The organism is Nocardia yamanashiensis, assembly GCF_021183565.1.
Lineage (GTDB): Bacteria > Actinomycetota > Actinomycetes > Mycobacteriales > Mycobacteriaceae > Nocardia > Nocardia yamanashiensis.
Map to the genome: position 1 here is coordinate 6,653,621 of NZ_CP089226.1, position 24,343 is coordinate 6,677,963.

Annotated in this window: 12 protein-coding genes; 3 read left to right on the forward strand and 9 right to left on the reverse strand. The window is 67.9% G+C overall.

Going from position 1 to position 24,343, the window contains the following annotated elements:
* Window positions 1–53: 53 nt before the first annotated feature.
* Window positions 54–1,943, reverse strand: a complete 1,890-nt coding sequence (locus tag LTV02_RS30740; RefSeq protein WP_233035252.1) for a serine/threonine-protein kinase — start codon at window positions 1,941–1,943, stop codon at window positions 54–56.
* 298 nt (window positions 1,944–2,241) lie between these two features.
* Here LTV02_RS30740 and LTV02_RS30745 point away from each other — a divergent pair, with 298 nt between their 5' ends.
* From LTV02_RS30745 to LTV02_RS30755, 3 genes are all read left to right on the forward strand, one after another.
* On the forward strand, window positions 2,242–5,496 hold the full coding sequence (locus LTV02_RS30745; RefSeq protein ID WP_233035253.1) for an arabinosyltransferase domain-containing protein: 3,255 nt from the start codon (window positions 2,242–2,244) through the stop codon (window positions 5,494–5,496).
* 178 nt (window positions 5,497–5,674) lie between these two features.
* Window positions 5,675–9,007, forward strand: coding sequence for an arabinosyltransferase domain-containing protein (locus LTV02_RS30750; RefSeq protein WP_408639278.1), 3,333 nt, complete (start codon window positions 5,675–5,677; stop codon window positions 9,005–9,007).
* A 276-nt stretch (window positions 9,008–9,283) separates the two neighbouring features.
* Window positions 9,284–10,051, forward strand: coding sequence for an alpha/beta fold hydrolase (locus LTV02_RS30755; RefSeq protein WP_233035254.1), 768 nt, complete (start codon window positions 9,284–9,286; stop codon window positions 10,049–10,051).
* A 15-nt stretch (window positions 10,052–10,066) separates the two neighbouring features.
* On the opposite strand, the gene LTV02_RS30760 is transcribed toward LTV02_RS30755, so the two are convergent.
* The 8 genes from LTV02_RS30760 to LTV02_RS30795 all read right to left on the reverse strand — a co-directional run bounded on the left by LTV02_RS30760 (window position 10,067) and on the right by LTV02_RS30795 (window position 24,332).
* Window positions 10,067–10,267 (reverse strand): DUF5988 family protein, encoded by a 201-nt coding sequence (locus tag LTV02_RS30760; protein ID WP_067718190.1) that lies wholly within the window; start codon window positions 10,265–10,267, stop codon window positions 10,067–10,069.
* Between the two features lie 71 nt (window positions 10,268–10,338).
* On the reverse strand, window positions 10,339–11,880 hold the full coding sequence (locus tag LTV02_RS30765; protein ID WP_233035255.1) for an acyl-CoA carboxylase subunit beta: 1,542 nt from the start codon (window positions 11,878–11,880) through the stop codon (window positions 10,339–10,341).
* 52 nt (window positions 11,881–11,932) lie between these two features.
* Window positions 11,933–17,089: a polyketide synthase Pks13 gene (gene pks13 / locus LTV02_RS30770; protein WP_269821570.1), complete on the reverse strand. Its 5,157-nt coding sequence runs from the start codon at window positions 17,087–17,089 to the stop codon at window positions 11,933–11,935.
* 112 nt (window positions 17,090–17,201) lie between these two features.
* Entirely contained in the window at window positions 17,202–19,127 is a 1,926-nt protein-coding gene (fadD32, locus tag LTV02_RS30775; protein WP_067718184.1) for a long-chain-fatty-acid--AMP ligase FadD32, read from the reverse strand.
* 447 nt (window positions 19,128–19,574) lie between these two features.
* Window positions 19,575–20,552, reverse strand: a complete 978-nt coding sequence (locus tag LTV02_RS30780) for a cutinase family protein (RefSeq protein ID WP_233035256.1) — start codon at window positions 20,550–20,552, stop codon at window positions 19,575–19,577.
* A gap of 6 nt (window positions 20,553–20,558) precedes the next feature.
* Window positions 20,559–21,095, reverse strand: coding sequence for a DUF732 domain-containing protein (locus LTV02_RS30785; RefSeq protein WP_233035257.1), 537 nt, complete (start codon window positions 21,093–21,095; stop codon window positions 20,559–20,561).
* A 138-nt stretch (window positions 21,096–21,233) separates the two neighbouring features.
* Complete coding sequence (locus tag LTV02_RS30790; protein WP_233035258.1) at window positions 21,234–23,273, reverse strand: alpha/beta hydrolase-fold protein; 2,040 nt, start codon at window positions 23,271–23,273, stop codon at window positions 21,234–21,236.
* A gap of 90 nt (window positions 23,274–23,363) precedes the next feature.
* Window positions 23,364–24,332 carry an alpha/beta hydrolase gene (locus LTV02_RS30795; RefSeq protein ID WP_084535330.1) on the reverse strand — a complete coding sequence of 323 codons (969 nt, stop codon included), beginning with the start codon at window positions 24,330–24,332 and terminating at the stop codon, window positions 23,364–23,366.
* Between the last annotated feature and the right edge of the window lie 11 nt (window positions 24,333–24,343).

Sequence of the window (24,343 nt, forward strand, 5' to 3'; positions counted from 1 at the left end):
TGGCACATTGCCGTGGCGACACACCGTCGCGGCCCACGGTGATGCGCCACTCGCTATTTCAGCGGAGCGCGGGCCAGCCAGTCGGTGAGGACGCTGTCGATGGTGTGGCCGGGCCAGCGGAGCAGTACCACGAAGCGGGAGCGTGGATCGCCGTCCGGGAAGGTGACGGCGGTGTAGACGCGCCGGGCTTCGTTGTCCTGATCGGTGGCCGGGTTGACGGCCGAGGTGGTGGTGAGGGTCAGTTCGCCCGCCACATCGGGATGCGTGCGGGTCCGGGTGGCGGCGTTGCCGTCGAAGAACAGGTCCGCGATCGATCTGCCCGGCCGGGTGCCGAAATCGTAGAGGTCGAAACGCATTTGGCCGCTGTTGTCGTCGGCATTGCAGACGACGCGGCGGGAGCCCTGGGTCGCGGGAGCGTCCGTGGTGGCGGGATCGCGTTTCTGGCAGGTCGCGCCCTGCCAGCCGACCGAGCGGCCCGCCGCGGAGAGCTGGCCGACCAGGCTGGGGAAGGCCTGGGCGATGGCGGTGTGGTCGCCCCAGGATTTGGCGACGTCCTCGGCGTGGGTGTACGTGATCAGCCCGCTCACATCGGTTTTGCGGCTGAGGCGGCCGTCGGACAGGAAGTTGAGGGTGGTGGGGGCGTTGGCGCGGCAGGCATTCGCCGGTTCGCGGGTGACGATCTGCGATTGGCCGATGAGGACGCGGTCGCCTTCCGAGGGGACCTGATCCAGGGGTGCGGCGAACTCGCAGTGGAACGGGGAACCGTTGGGGAGTACGCCGTCCACGATGCTGGACATGATGGAGTCCTGGGGTTTGCCCTGCTGGACCGTCAGGCGGTAGTTGGTCTGGCCTTCGGTGGCCAGCCAGGTGCCGAGGAACTTTTCGGGGACTGCCCCGCCGGCGGGCGTGCTCGTGGTGTCGCGTTGCACGAGCGCTATGCCGACACCGGCCGCGATGACCGCCGCCGCGACGACGGGGATGAGCGCGCGACTGCGGAACAGCCGCTGCCGGCGCGGTTTCCGGCTGCCGCCGATGGACCAGGCCGAGCCGGGGCGCGAGGGGGTGGGTGGGATGAAGCGGGCGGGTGCGGTGACCGCGACCGCCGGATCGGAGTAGTAGGCGGCCAGGGCGGCGTCGGTGAATTCCACGCAGGTGGGATAGCGATTCTCCGGGTCCTTGGCCATGGCGCGGGCCAGGATGGGGTCCAGGGAGCTGGGCAGTTCGGGGCGAACTTCGCTGACGCGCAACGGATCTTCCTGCGTGTGCGCGTGCACCCAGCTCAGCGGGTTGTCCGCCTTGAACGGCCGATGGTCGGTCAGCAGCACGAAAAGCGTGCAGGCCAAGGAGTATTGGTCCGATCGCGGTCCGACCGGCTTGCCCGATACCTGCTCGGGCGACGCGAAAGCGAAAGTGGCGGAGATATTTCCGGTCTGGGTGAGCTTGGTGGTCTCGTCGCGCAGGCGGGCGATGCCGAAGTCGGTGAGCAAGGCCCGCTCCGGACGCCCGCTGTCCGGTTCCGCCACAAGGATGTTGGACGGTTTCACATCGCGATGCAGGACGCCTTTGCCGTGCGCGTAGTCCAGCGCGCCCGCTATCTCACCTCCGATCCGCAGCGCCCGGTCGGCCGAAATCCCGTGCAGGTCAGCCGCATCCACGCCGTCGATGTACTGCATGGATATCCACAGCTGATCCTCGGCGACCCCCCGGTCGAAGATCTGCACGATATTCGGATGGTCGAAGTGCGCGGCGATCTCCGCCTCGCGCTCGAAGCGACGCCACACAGCCTCTTGACCTGTGTATTCATCGCGTTTCAAGATCTTCAACGCGGTTAGCCTCGGCAGGCGTGGATGCCGCGCCGCATACACGACGCCCGAACCCCCGGCACCAATCCGCCGCTGAATCACATACCCGGCAATAACTTCGCCGGGACGCAGCTCGGTCATGGTTCCTCTTCGTCTTCCGGCCCGGCCCCTCGCCCAGTACGGATACGTCCATCCTGACGGAGATCTGTCGGGACGGCCACCGTCCAGACCCGCGGAACGGGAAGAAGACTCGGGGGCAAGCCCCCGAACCCCCACAGGCTGTGGACCCAGCCGGACAACTGATCTCGCGAGATGCGGGTAACTCCCCGGGTACGCCCGAAATCGGTGTGGCGCCCAACCGTCGGCACGCGTCCCCAACAGTGAGCGGCACCCGAGCCGCGCGCTGAAGTCGCGGAGAGGCGGATTAGTGTCGGGAGCCGTGCGCGAAGACACCCGAGCGTTTCACCGACTCCGTTTCATCGCCCTGGCGTCCGGGCTTCTCGGATTCCTGCTGGCGGTGATCACGCCGATTCTGCCGGTCGAGCAGGATCGGCCGGTCTTGACCTGGCCGCAGGGGGATTCGGCCAGTGTGGAGGCGCCGCTGGTGTCCTACGTGCCGCTGGACCTGGAGGTTCGGCTGCCCGGTTCGATGTGGGCGGGGACGGATCCGGCGAAGAGCACGACGGTGTTCTCGACGGTGCCCGCCGGTTCCGGCAAGGCCATCGACAAGGGGCTGGTGGTCAAGCTCGAGGACGATCCCAAGCAGGGGCGGGTCGTCTCGGTGCTGGTGCGCAATATTCCGCTGCTGTCGGTGCCGGCGGCGAAGATGCAGGACGGCGCGTGGCTTTCGATCACCTCGGATTCGGCGCGCACCCGGGTCGAGGCGGCCGGGGTCGCGGGTGAGCCCGATGCCGTCATCGGGGAGGTGGCGGGCGACAGCCGGCCGCAGGTGGTCGGGGTGTTCACCGATCTGGGTCGGCAGCAGATCCGCGAGGCGCACGCGCGGATCGACATCGATGCCCGATTCAGCACCACGCCTTCGTGGTTGAAGCGGCTGGCCATCATCGGCGCGGTGGCGTTCACGCTGAACGCGCTGCTCGCGCTGCACCTGATGGACACCACCGACCGGCGACGCGCCCGGCGCTTCCTGCCCGCGCACTGGTGGCGGATCAGCCTGGCCGATGTGACGGTGCTGGGCACGCTGGTGGTCTGGCATTTCATCGGCGCCAACACCTCCGATGACGGCTACATCCTGAATATGGCCCGGGCCTCGAAGGATTCGGGGTACATGGCCAACTACTACCGCTGGTTCGGCGTCGCGGAGGCCCCGTTCGGCTGGCCGTACGAGGTGCTGGCCTGGATGACCCGGATCAGCGATGCCAGCCCGTGGATGCGGCTGCCCGCGCTGCTGGCGGGCATCACCTGCTGGCTGGTGATCAGCCGGGAAGTGCTGCCGCGCCTGGGCGCCCGGGTGCGCCGCGACAATGTGGCGATCTGGACGGCGGCGCTGGTGTTCCTGGCGGCCTGGCTGCCCTATGACAACGGCCTGCGGCCGGAACCGCTGATCGCGGCGGGCGCACTACTGACCTGGTGCTGCATGGAACGCGCGATCGCGACCGGCCGCCTGCTCCCGGCGGCGACGGGCGTGCTGATCGCGGCCTTCTCACTGGCCGCCGGGCCGACCGGATTGATCTGTATCGCGGCCCTGGTCGCCGGTTCGCGTCCGGTGCTCCAGGTGATCCTGAAACGCGCCAAGACCGGACCCGGTTCGGCCGTGCTGCGCTACGGCGCGCTGCTCGCCCCGGGCATCGCCGCCGGCACCCTGGTCATCGTGGTCGTCTTCGCCGACCAGACCCTGGCCTCGGTCATGGAGGCCACCCGCGTCCGCACCCTGGTCGGGCCGAACGTCGCCTGGTTCGACGAACGCACCCGCTGGGACGCGCTGCTCTCGCTCTCCCCCGACGGCTCCCTGGCCCGCCGCTTCGGCATTCTCGCCATGCTGCTGTGCCTGGGCGTGTGCGTCATGGTCATGCTGCGCAAGAACGGCCGCATTCCGGGCACCTCGCGCGGGCCGTCGGCGCGCATTCTCGGCATCGTGTTCATGTCGCTGTTCCTCATGATGTTCACGCCCACCAAGTGGACGCACCACTTCGGCGTGTACGCGGGGCTCGCCGGTTCGGTGGCGGCGCTGGCGGCGGTCGCGGTGGGCGTCAACGGGATTCGCTCGCCACGGAATCGGACATTGTTCACGGCGGCCGTGTTCTTCCTGCTGGCCATCACCTTCACCGGATCCAATGGCTGGTGGTACGTCTCCAGCTACGGCGTGCCGTTCTACGACAAGGCCCCGCTGGTGGCGGGCAAGGGCTTCTCCACGCTGTTCCTCGGGCTGGCGGTGCTGAGCCTGCTGTTCGCGCTGTGGCAGCACTATCGCGAGCCGTATGCGCAGGCCACCGCGCCACGCAAGTTCGACAAGTTCGCCACCATGCCGCTCACCATCGCGGCGGCGGTGCTGGTGCTGTTCGAGGTGCTGTCGCTGGCCAAGGCGGCCGTCACGCAGTACCCGGCGTATTCCATCGCCAAGTCGAATATCAAGTCGCTGGGCGGGGATTCGTGCGGGCTCGCCGACGACGTGCTGGTGGAGACCAATACCGAACAGTCGCTGCTGCATCCGTGGACCGGGTCCGACGCGGACGGGCTGTCCGCCGAGAACACCGGCTTCACCCCCGACGGCGTCGCCGCCGACCTCACCGCCGATGCCGAGGAAACCACCACCGGCAGCGCCAATTCGGTGAACGAGGACTCCAAGAACAAGACCACCAACACCACCGGGGCGGGCACCGGCGGCGGGACCACCGCGCAGACCGGCATCAACGGGTCGAGCGTGGCGCTGCCGTTCGGGCTGAACCCGGCCACCACGCCGGTGCTCGGCAGCTACACCGACGAAGAGCAGAAGGTCGCCACGCTCACCACCCAGTGGTATCGGATGGATCTGAGCGACAGCGTGCGCCACGATCCCGCGTACAAGGTGCTGGTGGTGACGGCGGCCGGGCGGATCAAATCGTTCAACAAGGACGGCGTCCAGACCTATGGACAGGATCTGTTCGTCGAATACGGGACGCGGGACGCCGACGGGAACATGAAGGACGTCGGGCGGATCCGGCCCATCGATATCGGCCCGAACCCGTCCTGGCGGAACCTGCGGGTGCCCTTGGACCAGATTCCGGTGGGGGCCAACTCGGTTCGCCTGGTGGCCAATGACGCCGACATCACCCCGCGCCAATGGCTGGCCGTCACGCCGCCGCGCCTGCCGCAGCTGAAGACGCTGAATTCCCTTGTCGGCGATCAGGCCCCGGTGCTGGAGGACTGGCATGTGGGGCTGGCGTTCCCGTGCCAGCGGCCGTTCGACCACAAGGACGGGGTCGCCGAGGTGCCGGACTGGCGGATCCTGCCCGACCGGGTCGGGGCCGACGCCTCCAATGCCTGGCAGGACGATATCGGCGGCGGGCCGCTCGGGTGGACCGGGCTGCTGTTGCAGTCCAAGACCATTCCGTCCTATCTGAACGACGACTGGGGCCGGGACTGGGGTTCGCTGGAGCAGTTCACGCCGTGGGTGCAGGCTCCGGCGGCACAGCTGGAGGTGACGGTGGAGACCCGATCGGGCCTGGCCAAGGACGCGCCGATCCGAGCGCGCTGAACGCAACGACTGATCTCGCGAGGATCGGGGTAACTCCGGGGGTACGCCCGAAATCGGTGGCGTATCCGACCGGTGGCCGCGTGCCGGACGGCAGACGGCTCCCGGTTGCGCGCAAAATACGCGGGGAGGCGGGCGAGCACAGCGCCACTGAGGGCTGGGGGCTATACGATCAGCAACCGTGTCCGACGCCTCCGCAGTGCTGACGAAGCCGCCGCAACCGGCTACTCCCCCCGCGTCCCCGCGCGACTTCCGGATCGCCAACACGATCGCCATAGTCGCGGGTCTGCTGGGCGCGTTGTTCGCGCTCGCCACCCCGTTCCTTCCGGTGAAGCAGACCACCGCGGCGATCAACTGGCCGCAGCACGGTTCGCTGCAGAGCATCGACGCGCCTTTGATGTCGCAGGTGCCGCTGAGTCTCGACGTCACCATCCCGTGCAGTGCTGTGCAGCAGCTGGATCCGCGCGGCGGCATCCTGCTGGCAACCGCGCCGCCGCAGGGCAAGGGCGCGGATCTGGAGGCCATGTTCGTCCGGGTGTCGGGCGAGTCGGTGGACGTGCTGGATCGCAATGCGGTGGTGGTGTCCGCGCCGCGCGAGCGGATGAGCGAATGCTCGTCGATCGTCATCACCTCGGACAGCGACAAGACCTACGCGCGTTTCGAGGGCTTGACCCGCACCATCGAGAAGCCGACGGCCGACGGCGGCCGCGAGCTGGTGACGGTGCCGGTCGAAGGCCAGCTGGGCGGCGATCTGCGGCCGCAGGTGGTGGGCGTCTTCACCGATATGAAAGGCGCGGTGCCGGAGGGTCTTTCGTTCCACATGGACGTGGACTCGCGTTTCTCCTCCACGCCGACGCTGATCAAACTGGTGGCGATCATCGCCGCCGTGCTGCTGACGCTGCTGGCCATGGGCGCGCTCGGCGTGCTGGACACCAGTGACGGGCGCGGGCACCGGCGCATTCTGCCGGCGCACTGGCTGAAGCCGACCTGGGCGGACGGCGGCATCATCGGCACGCTGCTGCTGTGGCATTTCATCGGGGCCAACACCTCCGACGACGGCTACATCCTGACCATGGTCCGCGTCGCCCCGCACGCGGGCTACATGGCCAATTACTTCCGCTGGTTCGGCGTGCCGGAAGCGCCGTTCGGCTGGTACTACTACGTCATCCAGGCGTTCTCGGAGATCTCCACCGCGAGCCCGTGGGTGCGAATTCCCGCGCTGCTCTGCGGCATTCTGTGCTGGCTGGTGATCAGCCGCGAGGTGGTGCCGCGGCTGGGCAACGCGGTGTCCAAGTCCAAGGTGGCGCTGTGGACCGGCGGGCTGGTGTTCCTGGCCTTCTGGCTGCCCTACGACAACGGCCTGCGCTCGGAGCCGATCGTGGCGCTGGGCGCGCTGCTGACCTGGGTTTCCATCGAACGGGCCATTGCCACTTCACGATTGCTGCCCGCGGCGGTGGCGGTTCTGATCGCGGCGTTCACGCTGGCGGCCGCACCGACCGGTCTGATGTGTGTGGCGGCGCTGCTCGCCGGCATCCGGCCGCTGGTCGCGATCGCGGTCCGGCGGCGCAAGCAGTTCGGTGACGTGGCGCTGCTGGCGCCCATCGCCGCGGCCGGAACCCTGGTCCTGGTGGTCGTTTTCGGCGACCAGACCTTCTCCGGGATCATGGAGGCGAACCGGGTGCGGCAGGCCACCGGGCCGAATCTGGCCTGGTACAAGGACTATCTGCGGTACTACTACCTGTTCGTGGAGACCGTCGACGGCTCGCTGTCGCGGCGCTTCGCCTTCCTGGTCATGATCCTGTGCCTGATCACCACCATGCTGGTGCTGCTGCGCCGGCGGCAGGTGCCGGGCATCGCCTCCGGTCCGACCTGGCGGCTCATGGGCGTGGTCTTCGGAACCATCTTCTTCATGATGTTCAACCCGACCAAGTGGACCCACCACTTCGGCGCGTACGCGGGCATCGCGGGTTCGCTGGCGGCGGTGACGGCGGTCGCCGTGTCCGCCACCGCTTTGCGCTCCCGGAAGAACCGGTCGGTGTTCCTGGCCGGCCTGCTGTTCACCCTGGCGCTGGCTTTCTCCGGCATCAACGGGTACTGGTACGTCTCCAGCTACGGCGTGCCGTGGTTCGATAAGCGGGTGTCGCTGCACGGCGTGCAGTCCAACACCATCGTGCTGCTGCTGTTCGGCCTGGCCCTGGCCGTGGTGGCCTGGCAGGGCCTGCGCGAGGGCTACGCCAAGCCCCTGGCGAACGGGAAGACGCAGCGCGGCAAGCGGATCCGCAAGTTCGCGGCCATCCCATTGACCGTGGTGGCGGCGCTCATGGTCATGTTCGAGGTGCTGTCCATGCTCAAGGGCGCGGTCTCGCAGTACCCCGCGTATTCGCTGGGCCGCTCCAACTTCGACGCCGTCACCGGTCAGAGCTGCGGACTGGCCAATGACGTGCTCGTCGAAACCGATGTGAACAAGGGCAATCTCACGCCCATCGCCGATCCGGCGCACCCGCCGCAGGGCGGCGATCCGCTGGCCGGTGAGAGCCCGGTCGGCTTCTCCCCCAACGGCGTTCCCGAGAAGCTGGACGCCGACGCCGTCGAGGTCAAGCCCGGCACCGGCAATACCTCCACCCAGACCGTGGGCCCCGCCTTCGAGGAGGGCCAGAACGCCGGCACCGGCGGCGGCAAGGGCGCGGAAGGCGTGAACGGTTCCACCGTCGCGCTGCCCTTCGGCCTCGACCCCGCCACCACCCCGATCATGGGTTCCTGGCAGGACGGCGTGCAACAGCCCGCCACCCTGACCTCCAGCTGGTACGGGCTGCCCGCGCGGTCGGACGACTCCCCGCTCATCGTCATCTCGGCGGCGGGCCGGGTGCTGTCCTTCGACTCCACCGGCAATATGACCTACGGCCAGACCCTGGTGGTGCAGTACGGGCACAAGAACGCTGACGGCACCGTCACCGAACTGGGCGAATACCGTCCCCAGGACATCGGACCGGCCCCGTCCTGGCGCAATCTGCGAGTCCCCTTCTCCGCCTTGCCCGCCGAGGCCGACGCGGTCCGCATCCACGCCGTCGATCCCATCCTGATCGGCGACCAGTGGCTGGCCTTCACCCCGCCGCGCGTCCCCAAGCTGCAGACCCTCAACGACTACCTCGGTTCCGAGCAGCCCATCCTGCTGGACTGGGCGGTCGGCCTGCAGTTCCCGTGCCAGCGCCCCTTCGATCACCGCTACGGCGTCGCCGAGGTCCCGAACTTCCGCATCCTGCCGGACCGTCCGCTGGCCATCAGCTCCACCAATACCTGGCAGGCCGAGGAATTCGGCGGCCTGCTGGGCTTCAGCGAAATGCTGGCCTCCTCCAAAACCATCCCCACCTACCTGAACGAGAACTGGGACCGCGACTGGGGCTCGCTCGAGCAGTACACCCAGCACTACCCGGACGCCGATCGCTCACCCGAGATCGAGACCGGCACGGCCACCCGCTCCGGCCTCTGGTCCCCGGGCAAGATCCGCGCCTCCTGATCCCGCGCCGCCCCTGAACAAGTGGCCGTCCACGAATCGTGGACGGCCACTTGCTTTTCCGGAGCACTCACAAGGCACGTACACCCGTTGTGAGCGTGGCCAGGCCAACCAGGAAGAATAGCCACCGGGCATGCAACCGAACGCGACAACTGATTTCGTCAGATGCGGGTAACTCATCGGGGACGACCAGAATCGTGTCGACTCCCAACCGCCGGCACGCGTGCCCGACGGACAACGGCTCTCAGCCGCGCGCTGAAGGCCCGGAGAGGCGGAATTGTGAATGTTCAGCTCGGCGATGTGGCGACCTGGTACGACGTGCACGGTGACGGTGAGTCGGTGGTGCTGTTGCACGGGTCCTTCGTCGATTCGCGAATGTTCGCTCCCGCCATGGAATCGCTGGTGGGGCGGTTTCAGGTGTACAAGACCGATCGCCGGGGGCATGGGCGCACGCCCGATGTCGAGGGGCCGCTGTCCTACGAGTTGATGGCGGACGATCTCATCGCGTTCCTGGAGAAGGTAGTGGGCGAGCCCGCGCATCTGGTGGGATACAGCTCGGGCGCGAATGTCGCGCTGATGGTCGCGCTGCGACGGCCCGACCTGGTCCGGAAACTGGTGCTGATCAGCGGGAACTTCCATCACGACGGCTTGCTGCCGGGGGTGCTGGAGAGTTTCACCGATCCGGCGGCCATGGAACGGCTGGGCGGGCGGTACGGCGAGATCTCCCCGCAGGGCGAGGACCACTTCCCCGTCGTGGTCCGCAAGATCGTCGAAATGGAGCGGGTGGAACCGGCGCTGACCACCGCGGACCTGTCCGGCCTGCGGGTGCGCACCCTGGTCATGGCCGGGGACGACGATGCCATCGCGGCGGAGCACACGCTCGCGCTGTATCGCGCGATTCCGGACTCCGAACTGGCCATCATCCCCGGCACGTCACATCTGCTGGTGATGGAGAAACCGGCCGAGGTCTACTCCCTGGTGGCCGGCTTCCTCACCAAGGATCCGGTGCCGACGCGCCAGCCCATTCGCCGCGCCGCGCACTCCTGACCGGTTCGCATCGCCTCACCCGTCGATGTGGGCGATCCATTCGTACACCGGAAGACTGCCCTCGGGGGTGTCCTGCCAGCGTGGCGTCACCTTGAAGCGCTCGTACCCACCCCCGAAAGCGACCCGCAACTCTATGCCCGGCGGGGTAATCGGCACGATCCGTTGTTTCAGGCCGTCCGGCCCGCCTTCGAGCAATGCCTTCGGTGAGCTACTCATAGCTGAAGGCTCTCACATTCGGTCCGGACGACCGATCGATTCGGTGTAATCGGCGAGCCGCAGCGGGTACGTCAGAGCGGCAAAAGGTGGTGTTTACGGGGGTTGCGCGGGATCTTCTTGTCGCGCAGCAGGTGCAGGGCGCGGCGGATTTCCAGGCGGGTGGTGGCGGGGTCGATGACGGCGTCGATATAGCCGCGCTCGGCCGCGACCCACGGGGTGGCGATGGTGGCGTTGTAGAAGTCGATCATCTGCTGGCGCATGGCGGCGCGCTGATCCTCGGGAGCCGCCTCCAGCGACTTCGCGCCGATCAGGCTGACCGCCGATTCCGCGCCCATGACCGCGATGCGGGCGGTGGGCCAGGCCAGGTTCACATCCGCGCCGAGCTGCTTGGAACCCATGACCGCGTAACCGCCGCCGTAGGACTTGCGGATCACCACGGTGACCTTGGGGACGGTGGCTTCCACGAACGAGAAGATGAACCGGCCGCCGCGCTTGATGACGCCGATCTTCTCCTGTTCCACCCCGGGTAGGAAGCCGGGGGTGTCGACCACGAAGACCAGCGGGATCTCGAAGGCGTCGCAGAGCCGGACGAAATGCGCGGCCTTGTCCGAGGCGCGGGCGTCCAGCGCGCCCGCGTAGACCATCGGCTGATTGGCGACCACGCCGACGGTGCGGCCGTCCACCCGGGCGAAACCGCAGATCACGTTCTTGCCCGCGGACGCGCCGAACTCGTGGAACGCGCCGTCGTCGAAGATGCGGATCAGGATCTCGTGCATGTCGTAACCGGCATTGTCGGCATCGGGCACGATGCCGTTGAGTTCCAGATCCGATTCGGTGAGTTCGGGTTCCAGCCCCGGATTCACGATGGGCGGCAGCTCCTGGCAGCTGGACGGCAGATAGCTCAGGTACTCGCGCACCCATTCGAACGCCGCCGCCTCGTCCTTGGCGACATGGTGGATATTGCCGTACTGCGCTTGGGAATTCGCGCCGCCGAGCTCCTCCAGCGATACGTCCTCGCCAGTGACCTCGCGAATCACCTTGGGACCGGTGACGAACATGTACGCGGCCTCGGTGGCCACCACCACATCGGTATTGATGGGCGCGTAGACCGCGCCGCCCGCGCAGCTGCCCAGGATCATGGAGATCTGAGGCACCAAGCCGGACAACGGTTCCTGCCGCCGCCCCAGTTCGGCGTACCAGGCCAGCGAGGTCACCGCCTCCTGCACGCGTGCGCCGCCGGAATCGTTGATGCCCACCACCGGGCAGCCGACCTTGGCCGCGAATTCCATGATGCCGGCGACCTTGCGGCCGAACATCTCGCCGACCGAACCGCCGTAGACGGTCTGGTCGTGCGAGAAGACGGCGACCGGACGACCGTCCACCAGGCCGTGGCCGGTCACCACGCCGTCGCCGTACAGCGCGTTCTTGTCGCCCGGATTGCGAACCAGCGCACCGATTTCCACGAAGGTGCCCGGATCGAAGAGCATATTGATCCGGTCGCGGGCGGAAGGGATGCCCTTCCGCGCGCGCTTCGCGATACCCGCTGCTCCTGCCGGTTCCCTCGCGACGTCCAGCTTCTGTCGCAGGTCGGCGAGTTTCCCGGCAGTACTCACTGGTCCCCTTTCGGTTAAAACCTACTTTCGCAGAACCTGTTTCGCTGTGGAGCTATTTCGGATGCGTGTCGATCTCGGCGAGCTTCTTGGTGAGATCGGCCCCGATGGTCGCGATACGCGGTTCGTCGATGATCTGGAGGTGGTCGCCCGGAATGTGGATGATCTCCAGATCCGGAATGTGCTGCTCCCAGCCGCCATTGGGCAGACGTTCACCGAAACGCGGTTCCAGTTCGATGATTCCGTCGTGGTAGCGGTCGGCCAGATAGAGCACCACGTGACCTTCGTAACGCAGCGGCGACAACCGGTAGAGCTCACCGCCGTCGATGAACGAGGTGCGCTGATGTTCCAGCACACCGCCGGGGATGTCGACGCCCGCGAACTTGACCAGCTGCATGACGATGTCGATCTGTTCCTCGTCGGAGGCGGCGGCCAGCTCTTCCAGCTGCTCGTCGTCCAGTTCGCCCTCGAAGCCGTAGGTCTTCTTGGCGAAGTTCTGGAACCGGCGGATGCGCGCCACGCGCTCCTCCGGGGTGTCGACGTGCGGCTGCGAGGGCAGCGCCACATCGATCAGGCCGACCACGCCCACATCGTGGCCGTCGGCCCGCATCAGCTCGGCCACCTTGAGCGCGAACACGCCGCCCAGTGACCAGCCGTACAGCACGTACGGGCCCTCGGGCTGCCGCTTCAAGATCTCCGGAATGTACTGGCGCGCACGCTCTTCGATGGAACCGTCGACCCGTTCGAACCCGTACACCGGGGTGCTCGCGGGCAGTCGCTTCACCAGCGCGTCGTAGGCGAGGGTATTGCCGCCGGAGGCGTGGAAGACGAACACCGGCGTCGCGGTGGAACCGGCTTCCCGCGCGCGCAGGGTGCGCACGAAGCCCTCCACGTCATTGCCGTGCTCCTGGTAGGAGGCCACCAGCTCGGCCAGCCGCTCGATGCTCTTGCAGGCCCGCACCTCCTCGGCCGGGATCTCGGCCTGCACCCGCTCGGACAGGCGGGCCACCAGCTTGGCGAAGGTGTCCTCGTCCAGTTCGGGCAGCGCGTTGAAGATGCCGCCCGCCGACTTGCCGGTCACCAGCGCCCAGGTGGCGAAGGCGAGGCGTTCGGGGGCATTGCGCGGCGGCACATTGTCGGCGTCGGTTTCCGCGATCGGCGCGGACGCCTCGTAGTCGGCGGTAACCGCTTCCGGCGCAGCCGCTTCGGTGATCTGCTCGGCCTCGGCCACCGGATCGGTGGTCTCGGTCTTCGGCAGCAGCGCGGCCGGATCGCCACCGGCCGCCATGGCGGCACGGGCGGCCGAGACGAAGTCGGCGTCGACGGTGATGTCCTCACCGGCGGCCTGGCGCGCGGCGATCTCGTCCAGCTGATCGCGGTGCTCGATGGCGTAGCGCAGCACCTTGCCCACCTCGAGCAGGCTGGCGTCGCGGACCGCCTGCAGCTGCAGCTGCGGGATGTCGAATTCGTACTCGACGCGGTTCTTGATGCGCATGGCCATCAGCGAGTCGAGTCCCAGCTCCATGAGCGGGATCTCCATGGGCAGGTCCTCCACGGCGTAACCCATGGACTCGGCCACGATGATGCCCAGCCGCTGCTCGATGGTCTGCGAACCGTTCGGGTCCCAGCGCTCACCGGGAGCGGCCTCGATGACCGCGACCTCGGCGGCCGGAGCGGCGGCGATCGGCTGTGCCACAGCGAATTCCGGCAGCGGCGCGCCGGAGGTGACGACCGCGTCGAACAGCGGCCGGAAGGCGTTGTTCTCCTTGGCGTGCACCGACACCGACGCGCCACCCGGATGCGGGGTGAGCGTGGTGGTCAGGGTGCCCGACAACGGCAGCGCGAGATGCGCGACCGAAGCGCCGACGGTGACGTCCGAAAGCACCTGCGCCGCAGCGGCGTGCACCAGCGCGGTCAGGTCGGTGACGGCGCTCGCCTGCACCTCCCAGACGTGGCGGCCCTCCGGCAGCGCCACGTGCGCGCCGGGGACGCGGGTATTGCCCGCGCCGCCGCCGAAACCGCCGGATGCCTTGGGCCAGTACTGCTTCCGCACGAACGCGGTGCGCGGCACGTCCGCGTAGCCGCCGCCCGCGGGCACCAGCGAGGGCAGGTCCACGTAGTGGCCGTTCACGTACAGCTGGGCCAGCGCGGTGATGATGCCCGCGGCTTCGTCTTCCTTGCGCTTGAGCGTCGGGATGAGCGCGGCGTTGTGCACGCCGGCCGCGAAGGTGGTGCCCATGACCTGCATGAGGGCCACCGAGTTCGGGGCCAGCTCCAGGTAGGTGGTGATGCCGGTGTCGACGGCCTGCCGGATGGCATTGGTGAAGTACACCGAGCCGCGCATATTGGTGACCCAGTAGTCGACATCGTGCACCGCGTCGTGACCGGCGCGGAAGACGCCGTCCTTGCGGACCGTCGAGTACAGGTCGTGCTTCGGCTTGGTCGGCTCCAGACCGGCCAGCTCCGCGGCCAATTCACCGAGCAGCGGATCCATCTGCGAGGTGTGCCCGGCGCCGCGGGTCTGCAGCACGCGCGCGAACTTGCCCTCGGATTCGGCGCGCGCCACGATGGCGGCGACCTGATCGGGCATGCCGCCGATGACCGTATTGGTCGGCGCGGCATAGACCGCGACCTCGATATCGGGGAATTCGGTCTCCTGGAGCTTGGCGATCTCCTCGGCGGAGTACTCCAGCAGCGCCATATTGCGGACCTGATCGTCGGTGATCATGGCCTCGCCCTCGCCCATCAGGCGCGAGCGCGCGCAGATCACCCGGACCGCGTCCTCCAGCGGCAGGCCGCCGGAGATGTACGCGCCCGCGACCTCGCCCTGCGAGTGGCCGACCACGCCCTCCGGCTGCGCGCCGTGCGCGCGCAGGATGGCGGCCAGGCCGACCTGGATGGTGAAGGTGCCGACCTGGCCGGTGCCGATGTCCCAGTCCTGGGCATCGTCGAGAATCATTTCCTTGACCGAGTAACCGGCCTCGTCGAGCACCAGCTCGTCGACCTCGTCCACGGCCTTACGGAAGATGGAGTTCTCGGTGTAGAGCTGCTTGCCCATCTTGCGGTGCTGGGCGCCGAAACCGGCCATCACCCACAGCGGTCCGCGAATGGACGGCGAGTCGGCGGTGAACACACCGGTGCCCGGCTTGCCCTCGGCGATCGCGCGCAGCCCGGCGACGGCCTCTTCGTGCGTCTTGGCGATGACCACGCCGCGCGAGCGGCCGTGATTGCGCTTGGCCAGCGAACGCGCCACATCGGCGAGCGGAGTCGCCTGTCCCGCTTCCGATTCCAGCCAATCGGCCAGATCGGCGGCGGCGCGGCGGCGGCGCGAGGGCAGGTAGGCCGAGACCGGGAGGATCAGCGGCAGCGGCTCCTCGCGATTGCCCCATTCGGGTTCCGGCGCAGCGGCTTCCACGATGCGCTCGGCCTCGGCGATGACGCCGGTGGTCTCGTTGTCGAGGTCCTCGCCTGCCTCGTCCGCGGTGTCGGCGACGGGAGCGGCGGCGGTGGGCACGTACTCCTGCACGACCACGTGCGCGTTGGTGCCGCCGAAACCGAAGCCGGAGATGCCGATGGTGGCCTTGCCGCTGTAGCGCGGGAATTCGGTGGGCTCGGTGACGACCTTCAGGTGCGCCTGATCCCACGGGATGAACGGGCTCGGCGCCTTGAAGCCGAGGTTCGGCGGAATCACATTGTGCTGCAACGCCATGATGACCTTGGCGAAGCTGGCCGCGCCCGCACCCGACTCGAGGTGACCGAAGTTGGTCTTGGCCGAGCCGAGCAGCGCGGGCTTGTCGTCCTCACGACCCCGGCCGATCACGCGTGCGAGCGCGTCCGCCTCGATGGGGTCGCCGATCGGGGTGCCGGTGCCGTGCGCCTCGATGTAATCGACGGTGGACGGGGCGATTCCGGCATCGCGGTAGGCGCGGCGCAGGCACTCGGCCTGCGCGTCCGGGTTCGGCGCGAGCAGACCGTTGGAGCGGCCGTCGTTGTTGACCGCCGAGCCCTTGATCACCGCGTAGACGGTGTCGCCGTCGCGTTCGGCGTCGGCCAGGCGCTTCAGCACGACGAGGCCGCCGCCCTCGGAGCGGATCATGCCGTCCGCGTCGGAGGAGAACGCCTTGATGTGACCATCCTTGGCCAGCCCGCCGTTGGCGTCGAAGCCCAGGTTGGCGGCCGGAGCCAGGATCATGTTCACGCCGCCGGCCAGCGCCAGTTCGGCGTCACCGGCGCGCAAGGCGCGCACGCCCTCGTGCACGGCAACCATGGTGGACGAGCATGCGGTGTCGATCGAGACCGACGGGCCGCGGAAGTCGAAGAAGTAGGAGACGCGGTTCGGGATGATCGACGAAACCGAGCCCATGATGCCGTAGGCCTCGGCCGAGGCCGGGGTGCCCGGTTCGGCGTTCCCGACGCCCATGGCGGCGATCATCATGAAGTCGTTGGCGGTGGAGCCGATGTACACGCCGACCGCTTTGCCCTTGAGCTCGTTGGCCGGAATCCGGGCGTGCTCCAAGGCTTCCCAGGTCAGCTCAAGCGAAAGTCGCTGCTGCGGGTCCATCCGCTCGACCTCGACCGGCGAGGTGGCGAAGAACTCGGCGTCGAAGCCCTTGACGACTTCCTGATCGAGGAAGCCGCCCAGGGTGTTCGACTTCTCGATGAGATCGTCCAGACGCGGGTCGCCCCGGAACTCGTCCCAGCGGCCTTCGGGTAGGTCACGAATGCCGTCACCGCGGTTGATCAGGAATTCCCAAGTGGATTCGGGCGTCTCGCCCGCACCCGGCAGCCGGGTGGACAACCCGACGATGGCGATATCGTGCGCCTCGTCCGGGTGGAATCCGGCGGTGTAGAACGACTCGTCCACCGATTCGACCGGAAGATCCGGTTCCCCGTTGATGATTCGCTCGGCCAGCGACGCGATGGTCGGGTGCTGATAGACGACGGTGGCATTGAGCAGCACGCCCGTGAGCTCTTCGATGTCACCACCGAGCGCGAGCGCATCCCGCGAGGCCAGCCCGAATTCCTCCATCGGCCGGTCCACGGTGATGTTCTCGAGCGGCTGCCCGGTCGCGTCGGCGACCCACTTGCGCAGCCACTCCCGCAGTTCCGGCACCGTCATGTCGGCACCCGTGGGCGCGGATTTCGGCGCGGCTTCGGCAGCCGGAGCGTTCTCGGTCGTGTTGGTGGGGGGCATGCCCTCGTTCTCAGCCATCAGTCCTCAAGCTACCTGTCTGCGTAGAGTGCGCGGCAGTGAATCGGTGGTGATTCAACGAATGGCGCGAGCCGCTGCGGGCTCGCGCCATTCAACCGATGAGACTTACGCCTCATTCCTCGTCTGGTGCATCGGGGAAAGCTTGCTGCGTGTAACCACCACGCAGTGTGCCTTCCAAGTACGCCGCCTTGCAGGCACGACGCGCGATCTTGCCACTGGAAGTACGGGGAATCGAGCCCGCGGGCACCAGCAGGATGTCACGCGCGGTGACGCCGTGCCGGGAGGAGACCGCCGCGCGCACCGCGTCGGCGATGGGCCCCGGATCCGCCTTGCCGGCGCCCGGACCCCGCTCCGCGACGATAACCAGCTGTTCGCTGCCGTCTTCCTCGTCGAACGTCAGGCCCGAATGGCTGTCCTGCGCAAACACTTCGGCCGGCAGCTGGTTGGCCGGGACCGCGAAGGCCGCGACGAAACCGGGGCGCAGCGCCTTGGAGGCTTCCTCGGCGGAGAACTCCAGGTCCTGCGGGTAGTGGTTGCGGCCGTCCACGATGACCAGGTCCTTGACCCGGCCGGTGATGTACAGCTCGCCGTCCACGTACACGCCGTAGTCGCCGGTGCGCAGCCAGTTGCCTTCGGCCGGAACGCCTTCGGCGTGGCTCTTGCCGTCGGTCAGGCGGCGGGTGAGCCGGTTCCGGAAGGTCTTCTGGGTTTCCTCGGCGCGACCCCAGTAACCGATGCCGATGTTGTTGCCGTGCAGCCAGATCTCGCCGACCTCGCCCTCGGGGAGCTCGCGCGCGCCCTCGGGATCGTCGACGGTCTCCGGGTCCACGATGGCGCCCCACTGCGAGAGCGCGACATAACCGCAGGACACCTGCGCGATGGAGTTGGGCGCGCCCTGCTCCACCTTCACGATGCGGCCGGCATTGAGCTCGGCGCGATCGACGTAGATGACCTTGGCCTCGTCCTCGTGCCGGGTGGCGGAGACGAACAGGGTCGCCTCGGCCATGCCGTAGCAGGGCTTGATGGCGGTCTTGGGCAGGCCGTACGGGGCGAACGCCTCGTTGAACTTCTTCATCGACTTGGTGGTCACCGGCTCGGAGCCGTTGATCAGGCCGATGACGTTCGACAGGTCCAGCGCCTCACCCTGCTTGGGCAGGCCGCGCACGGCGGCGTGCTCGAAGGCGAAGTTCGGTGCGGCGGCGAAGGTTCCGGCGCCGTCCGATACGGCGGCGAGCTCGTTGATCCAGCGCGCGGGGCGGCGGACGAACGAGGCGGGCGACATGATGGTGATGTACTTGCCGCCGACGGCGGGCAGGATCACGGTCAGCAGACCCATGTCGTGGTAGAGCGGCAGCCAGGTGACGCCACGCGAGTTCCAGTTCAGATCAAGGGCGTTGACCATCTGGAGGACGTTCGTACCGACCGCTCGGTGCGTAATTTCCACACCGGCGGGCACGCGTGTCGAACCCGACGTGTACTGCAGATACGCGATATCGTCGACCGCGATATCGGGGCGGATCCACGACTCGCCCACGCTGTCCGGAATGGCGTCCACGGCGATGATGCGGGGACGCTGCGCGGCGGGCAGCGACCGGAAGAACTGGCGTACCCCGGCGGCGGAGGAGCTGGCCGTCAGGATCGCCGCAGGCTCACAGTCGCCCAGCACGGCGTGCAGGCGATCGGTGTGACCCGGCTCGTCCGGATCGAACAACGGCACCGAGATGGTGCCCGCATAGATGGCGGCGAAGAAGGAGATCACGTAGTCCAGGCCCTGCGGAGCGAGGATCGCGACCCGATCGCCCCGCTTGGTCACCTGCTGCAGTCGGGCGGCCACCGCGCGCAGCCGGGTGCCGAACTGACTCCAGGTCAGATCCTGATACTCACCGTCGCGCTCGCGTGAGTAGTCGATGTAGCGGTACGCCAAGTCATCGGCGTCGTTACCGTGGGTGTGCTTCTCGACGTAGTCGACGAGGGTGCTGCCCTCGGGAATCGTGATGTTCCCCGTTTCGTCGAGGTAATCGTCGAAAGTCTCGTCCATTCCTTCTTCTCCTCCGAGGCACACGCGGCGGCATACGGCGATTGTGCCGCTGTTACCTGTGAGGCCCCGACTCTCTTTCGCCCGCGGGAGCAGCTCCATGCGAGAACCGACCTGCAGAATTCGTTTGCGGTCTGCGCGGTGACCGTCTATTGGCTAGATGTTCTCAAACCAGAGACATGTTACAGAGGAGTAGATCGGCCATGCTTCGGAGCGGCCGAACATCTCCCAGCTCACAGTCTCGTCTGAAGCAAAGACCGACGCGAATGCCTCCAAATGGGTGGGTGGGAACCCACAAACGACACAACAAGGACATGGATGTGAGTTGAAGCACCTCCCGAGGCCGGGGGGTGTCGCAACCCGGAGCACTTTACTAGGTGACCCTGAAACTGGGGGGTCGGTCGGACACCGTCACAGTCGGCTGAGCGACCGCTCACCCCAGCTCGGGTTTCACGAGTGCGCGGGATGGGGTGCGTTCTCGATGAGTCCGCTAGCCCAGTTGACGGTCCACTGGGTCGCGGTGGTGCCGTTCTCGTCCACCACGAAGCCGTTGTAGAGGCTGTGCACCGGGTTGCCCGCGGCGCGGACCAGGGTGCCGAGCGAACCGAGGATATTGGCCGGATTCAGTGCCGCCGCAGGCGAATCGCAGATGAGGTCGCCGGTGGCGCAGATGGTGTAGGTGCGATCGGCGAGCGAGCCGTAGCCGCCGCGCGGTCCGGTCATGGTGATGCCGGGAACGTTCAGGCCCTTGAGCGCGACCTCCGCGCCCACCCCGGCCGGGGAGGCGCCGATCTCCAGGGCCTTGCCGTCGCCGCCTTCGTCCCGGCGGCCGTCGGCGATGGTCATCACACCGAGCACCTGCTTCGCCGGCACCGGCCCCTTGTTCGCGCCGATCTGGGCCGCGAGGTCCCCGGCGATCACCGCGCCCTGCGAGAAACCGGCCAGCACGTAGGTGGTGAGCGGGCACTTCTTGTACGTCTCGGCCAGTTTCGCGTTGGCGCGGTCGTACCCCTCGGAGCGGCTCTTGTTGTAGGACGCCTGCCCGTCCGGCGGGATCGCGATCGGATTCGAGAACTGCGCCACGTACGGCACCGTGTAGACCTCGAGCCGCTGCTTGTCGAACTTCTCGCGCACCGGGTTGGAGATGTTCAGCATCAGCGACGCGGGGTTGGCGGTCGGGTTGTAGGGGTCGTCATTGCTGTTCGACTCCCAGGTGCCGGGCACGGACAGCATGAAAACGTCCGGGCAGTCGGCGGATTGCGAGGTCGGCGGCTGCTCCCCGCCCGGCTTCCCGGGCTTGGGCAGGTGCAGCCGGCCCGCCAGCAGGTACCACAGCAGCAACGCCAGAATGATCACGATCACGATCACGGCGATGATCAGCAGGCAGCCTGCCGGTTTGGACCGGCGTCCGGAGCGGCGCGTCGACATTCGTCCCTACTTGCAGTAGCTACTGGAGGCGACTTCGTAATAGATCTTGCCCGCCTGCTCGACCGGCATCTTCGACTCGTCGAAGCTCGGATCGGAACCGGCGATGGCGGTCACGTACGTGATGATCTGATCCTCGGGCGCATTGCCCGCCTTGCCCTGGCACACCAGATTGCCCGCGGTGAGGGCGATATCGGTGGAAGCCGGGGTGATGCCCTTCTTCTTCAGCTCCTCCAGGAACGTCTTGTCCTTGTCGGTGAGCGGAGTGGCATTGCTGGGGGTGGTCACGTACTGGCTCGGGACCGGCTGCGGGCGCTCGACCGGGGCCGGGCTGGTCGGCGCGGCGGCCTCCGAGCTGCCGGACTGACCGCCGGACGGGGCCTCGGCGGACGGGGTGGCGGGAGCGGACGCGGCAGCCTTGGACGTGGTCGGGGCCAGCGTGGGCGTGCTCTTGGCGGTCGAGTCGTTATTGCCGCAGGCGGCGAGCAGGCCGACGGCGGCCAGGGTGGCCACCACGCCGACAACCTTTGCACGGGTCCGATGCATTTATTCGTTTCCTTGATCTGTCTGCGGGCACAAGGTCGGACCCCAGGCTAGCGGTAACCGCTCCCGCCGTCCCAGGCTCACAAACGAACCTCATCGACTTCTCAGCGTCCGGTACGCCCGTTGTGCTGGCGGGTCGCCTCAGTTGTTGGGCCGCACTTCAGGACCGAGTGCGGGGATGGGGAGGGGGAAACCTTCGACCGGTTCCGGGGCCGCTGCTGTAGGGGCGGCCTGCTGTTCCGGTTTTGCCGCGGGGCGCTGTTCAGGCTTGTTCTCGACCGGTTTGGCGTCGGGTTTGGGGTCGACGACGCCGGGGAGCGCGATCGGCTTGCCGTCGTGGGTCAGGGCCTGGGGCTTGCCGTCCCGGACCACGATGGAGCCGAACTGGAAGGTCTGCTGGACGCCGCCGGGGACCTGGGTCTCGTCGGCCATCGGGAAGCCGAGGTTGCCGTTCTCGAAACCCAGTGCGCCCCAGGCATCCATGATCGGTCCGTTGCGCACGCCCCAGGCGCCGGAGAGCGGGCTCCAATAGATATTGCCGTTCTCGAAGGCGCTGTAGCGGCCGAAGTCCTTGAGCGGCTGCTCGTCCGCGACCGGGAAGCCGTACGGGCTGTTCTCGAAACCGAGCGCGGAGTACTTACCCAGGATCAGGCCCTGCACCAGATGCGCGCCGGTCTTGGGGCTGAAGTACATCGGCCCGTTCTCGAAACCCTGGACCACGCCGTCCCTGCTCGGGGTGCGCTGTTCGAGACCGGTCGGATAACCCGCCGGGCTGCGCTCGAAACCCTGTTTGCCCCAGGCGTCCAGGACCGCGCCGCGCACCGCCTGGGCGCCGGTCTGCGGGGTCCAGTAGATGGACCCGTTCTGGAAGGTCTGCCAGCGCCCACGGCCGTCGGGCAGGCCGCCGTCGCCGGCCGTCGGGAACCCGAGACCGCTGGCGGCGCCGTTCAGGCCCGCGTAGCTGCCGCCGATGGCCCCGCCGGTCGGCTGGGCGCCGGTGGCCGGGGAGAAGAACACCTGCCCGCCCCGGAAGTCCTGCGCCACACCGTTGTTGACGGGGTATTCGCCGGTCAGGCAGTCGCCGAGCCAGTTGTTGGCCTGTGCCACACCGGCGATGGCGCCGCCGAGCGTGCACTGCCCCGCGGTGGCGTCCACGCCGAGCGCGGCGGCGGTCTGCGGCCAGGACTGGCGCATTTCGAAGTCCCAGTACGGCCAGGTGTGAGTACCGGACGGGCGGTAGTTGACCTGTACCGGAATATTCAGCTTGTTCAGCTTGGCCACGAAGTTCTGGGTGCTCAAGCGGGACAGCACTTCCAGGCCCATGCCCGCGTAATTGGTGGTCAAGCCGGGCAGATCACCGGGCGGGTCGGTGGCGCCCGCGGTGCCGCTGCCGCTGGAGACGTACAGGCTCAGACCCCGCAGCTTCTCGGCCAATTCGTAGGGGTCGTGCTCCTTCCACGCGTCGTTGCCGGGCGGGCCGAACATGGCGGTGGAGTCGAAGCCGCCGGCGTCCTTCATGGCGAAATTGACCGCCTGCGGCATGCCGAGCGTGGTGAGGGTGAGGAAGCCGGAGTAGGAGGCGGCGTGCTTGACCCAGCCGGGATTGCGGGCCGCGAGCATCATCGCCGCGCTGCCGCCCATCGAAAGCCCGGCCACCGCACGCTGACTCGTGGCGCGCCACTGGCTCTCCAGCAGCGGCGGCAATTCTTTGGTGAGGAAGGTTTCCCACTTGTAGTTGCGGCCGTTGTTGGGCTCCAGCCAGTCCGCGTAGAAACTGGACTGACCGCCCACCGGCAGCACCACCAGGGTGTTCTTGTCGGCGAACCAGCCGGCCGCGCCCGCGTCCTTGGTCCAGCCGTTCTCGTCGTCGGTGGCGCGCAGGCCGTCGAGCATGAAGAGCACGGGGTACCGGGCGTCGGGGCGGGAATGCCAATCCCGGGGCAGCAGCAGTTGCACCTCGACCGGCGCGCCGGTGGCGGGCGAGTTCACCCACAGCGACACGCGGCGGTCGTTGAGCCACTGCGATTTCTGCACCGAGGCGGGGACGCCCCCGGTCTCGGGGGCGGCCGCGACCGGTCCGGCCGCGACGACAGCGCCTGCGGCCAGCGGGAACACCGCCGCGAGGGCGGCTATCGCGCCGCGCCGGCGCGCCCTTCTGGTCCCACGAACAACTCCAGCCACACAAGTGTTGTACCCCCGATCGGCCGCGGTTCCGGGTAGGACGCGCGGGAATCGGGGGCACTACAGCAAACGACCAGTTTTCAAGATCGGCTAGGCGACGCCCAGCGCGGCGAGGATCTCCGGGCGCGCCTGCTCCAGCTGATCCTGCCAATAACCCCAGGAATGGGTGCCGTTCGTCGGCAGGCTGTAGTGCGCGCCGATGCCGAGCTGATTGAGCCGGGCCATGAACGAGACGGTGTTGACCATCGACAGCGCCTCGAGGGCAATGGCATTCACGGTATTGAAGATGCCGACCGGACCGTCCGGGTTGTCGTGCGGTCCGGGAATGCCCGCCGCCGCCGAGATGTACATGGGCAGGCCGCGCAGCTGCGGGGCGAATACGAACGGGTCCATGCGCAGCCACTGCGGGCTCCACGGCCAGGCCATCGAATCGACATTGAAGCGGCCCGCGTCGAGCATGGCGATGCGGATGGCCTCGCGCATACCGGGCGCGGAAATGTTGAGGTAGCCGGAGAACGAGGAGGCGTGCTTGAACTGGTCCCGGTGATAGGCCGCCAGCGCCAGTGCGGCCGAACCGCCCATGGACAGGCCGGCCACCGCGTTCTTGGTGCGGGAGACGCCGTACCCCTCGAGGAAGGCGGGCAGTTCCTCGGTCAGGAAGGTCTCCCAGCGATAGGTGAACTTCTGGCCGTTGCCGCTGGAGGGCGCGCGCCAGTCGGTGTAGAAGCTGGACTGGCCGCCGACCGGCATCACCAGGGTGACATTGTCCTCGGCGAACATCTTCAGCGCGTTGGTCTCGAAGGACCAGGCGTTGAAGTCCTCGCGGGCGCGCAGGCCGTCGAGCAGATACAGCGCCGCGTCACCGCCGTGCCGGGCCCACTGCACCTGCACCTTCACCGGTCCCATGCTGGAGGGGACCATCAGTTCCTCGAAACCGCCCTCGGCCGTGCGATGCACGGGGGCGTGCGCCGGCAGGGCGAGCGCCGGGGCGGCGAGAACGGGCAGGGCGACAATCGCCGCGGCGGCCATGAGCGCGCGCCGAAAAACCTGTGATGCCATGAACATGAGCT

What these genes read in the sequence shown, in the direction of transcription:
- LTV02_RS30780 (WP_233035256.1), bottom strand. Translation starts at nt 20,552, where the DNA reads ATGTCGACGCGCCGCTCCGGACGCCGGTCCAAACCGGCAGGCTGCCTG.
- LTV02_RS30795 (WP_084535330.1), bottom strand. Translation starts at nt 24,332, where the DNA reads ATGGCATCACAGGTTTTTCGGCGCGCGCTCATGGCCGCCGCGGCGATT.
- fadD32 (WP_067718184.1), bottom strand. Translation starts at nt 19,127, where the DNA reads ATGGACGAGACTTTCGACGATTACCTCGACGAAACGGGGAACATCACG.
- pks13 (WP_269821570.1), bottom strand. Translation starts at nt 17,089, where the DNA reads ATGGCTGAGAACGAGGGCATGCCCCCCACCAACACGACCGAGAACGCT.
- LTV02_RS30740 (WP_233035252.1), bottom strand. Translation starts at nt 1,943, where the DNA reads ATGACCGAGCTGCGTCCCGGCGAAGTTATTGCCGGGTATGTGATTCAG.
- LTV02_RS30785 (WP_233035257.1), bottom strand. Translation starts at nt 21,095, where the DNA reads ATGCATCGGACCCGTGCAAAGGTTGTCGGCGTGGTGGCCACCCTGGCC.
- LTV02_RS30760 (WP_067718190.1), bottom strand. Translation starts at nt 10,267, where the DNA reads ATGAGTAGCTCACCGAAGGCATTGCTCGAAGGCGGGCCGGACGGCCTG.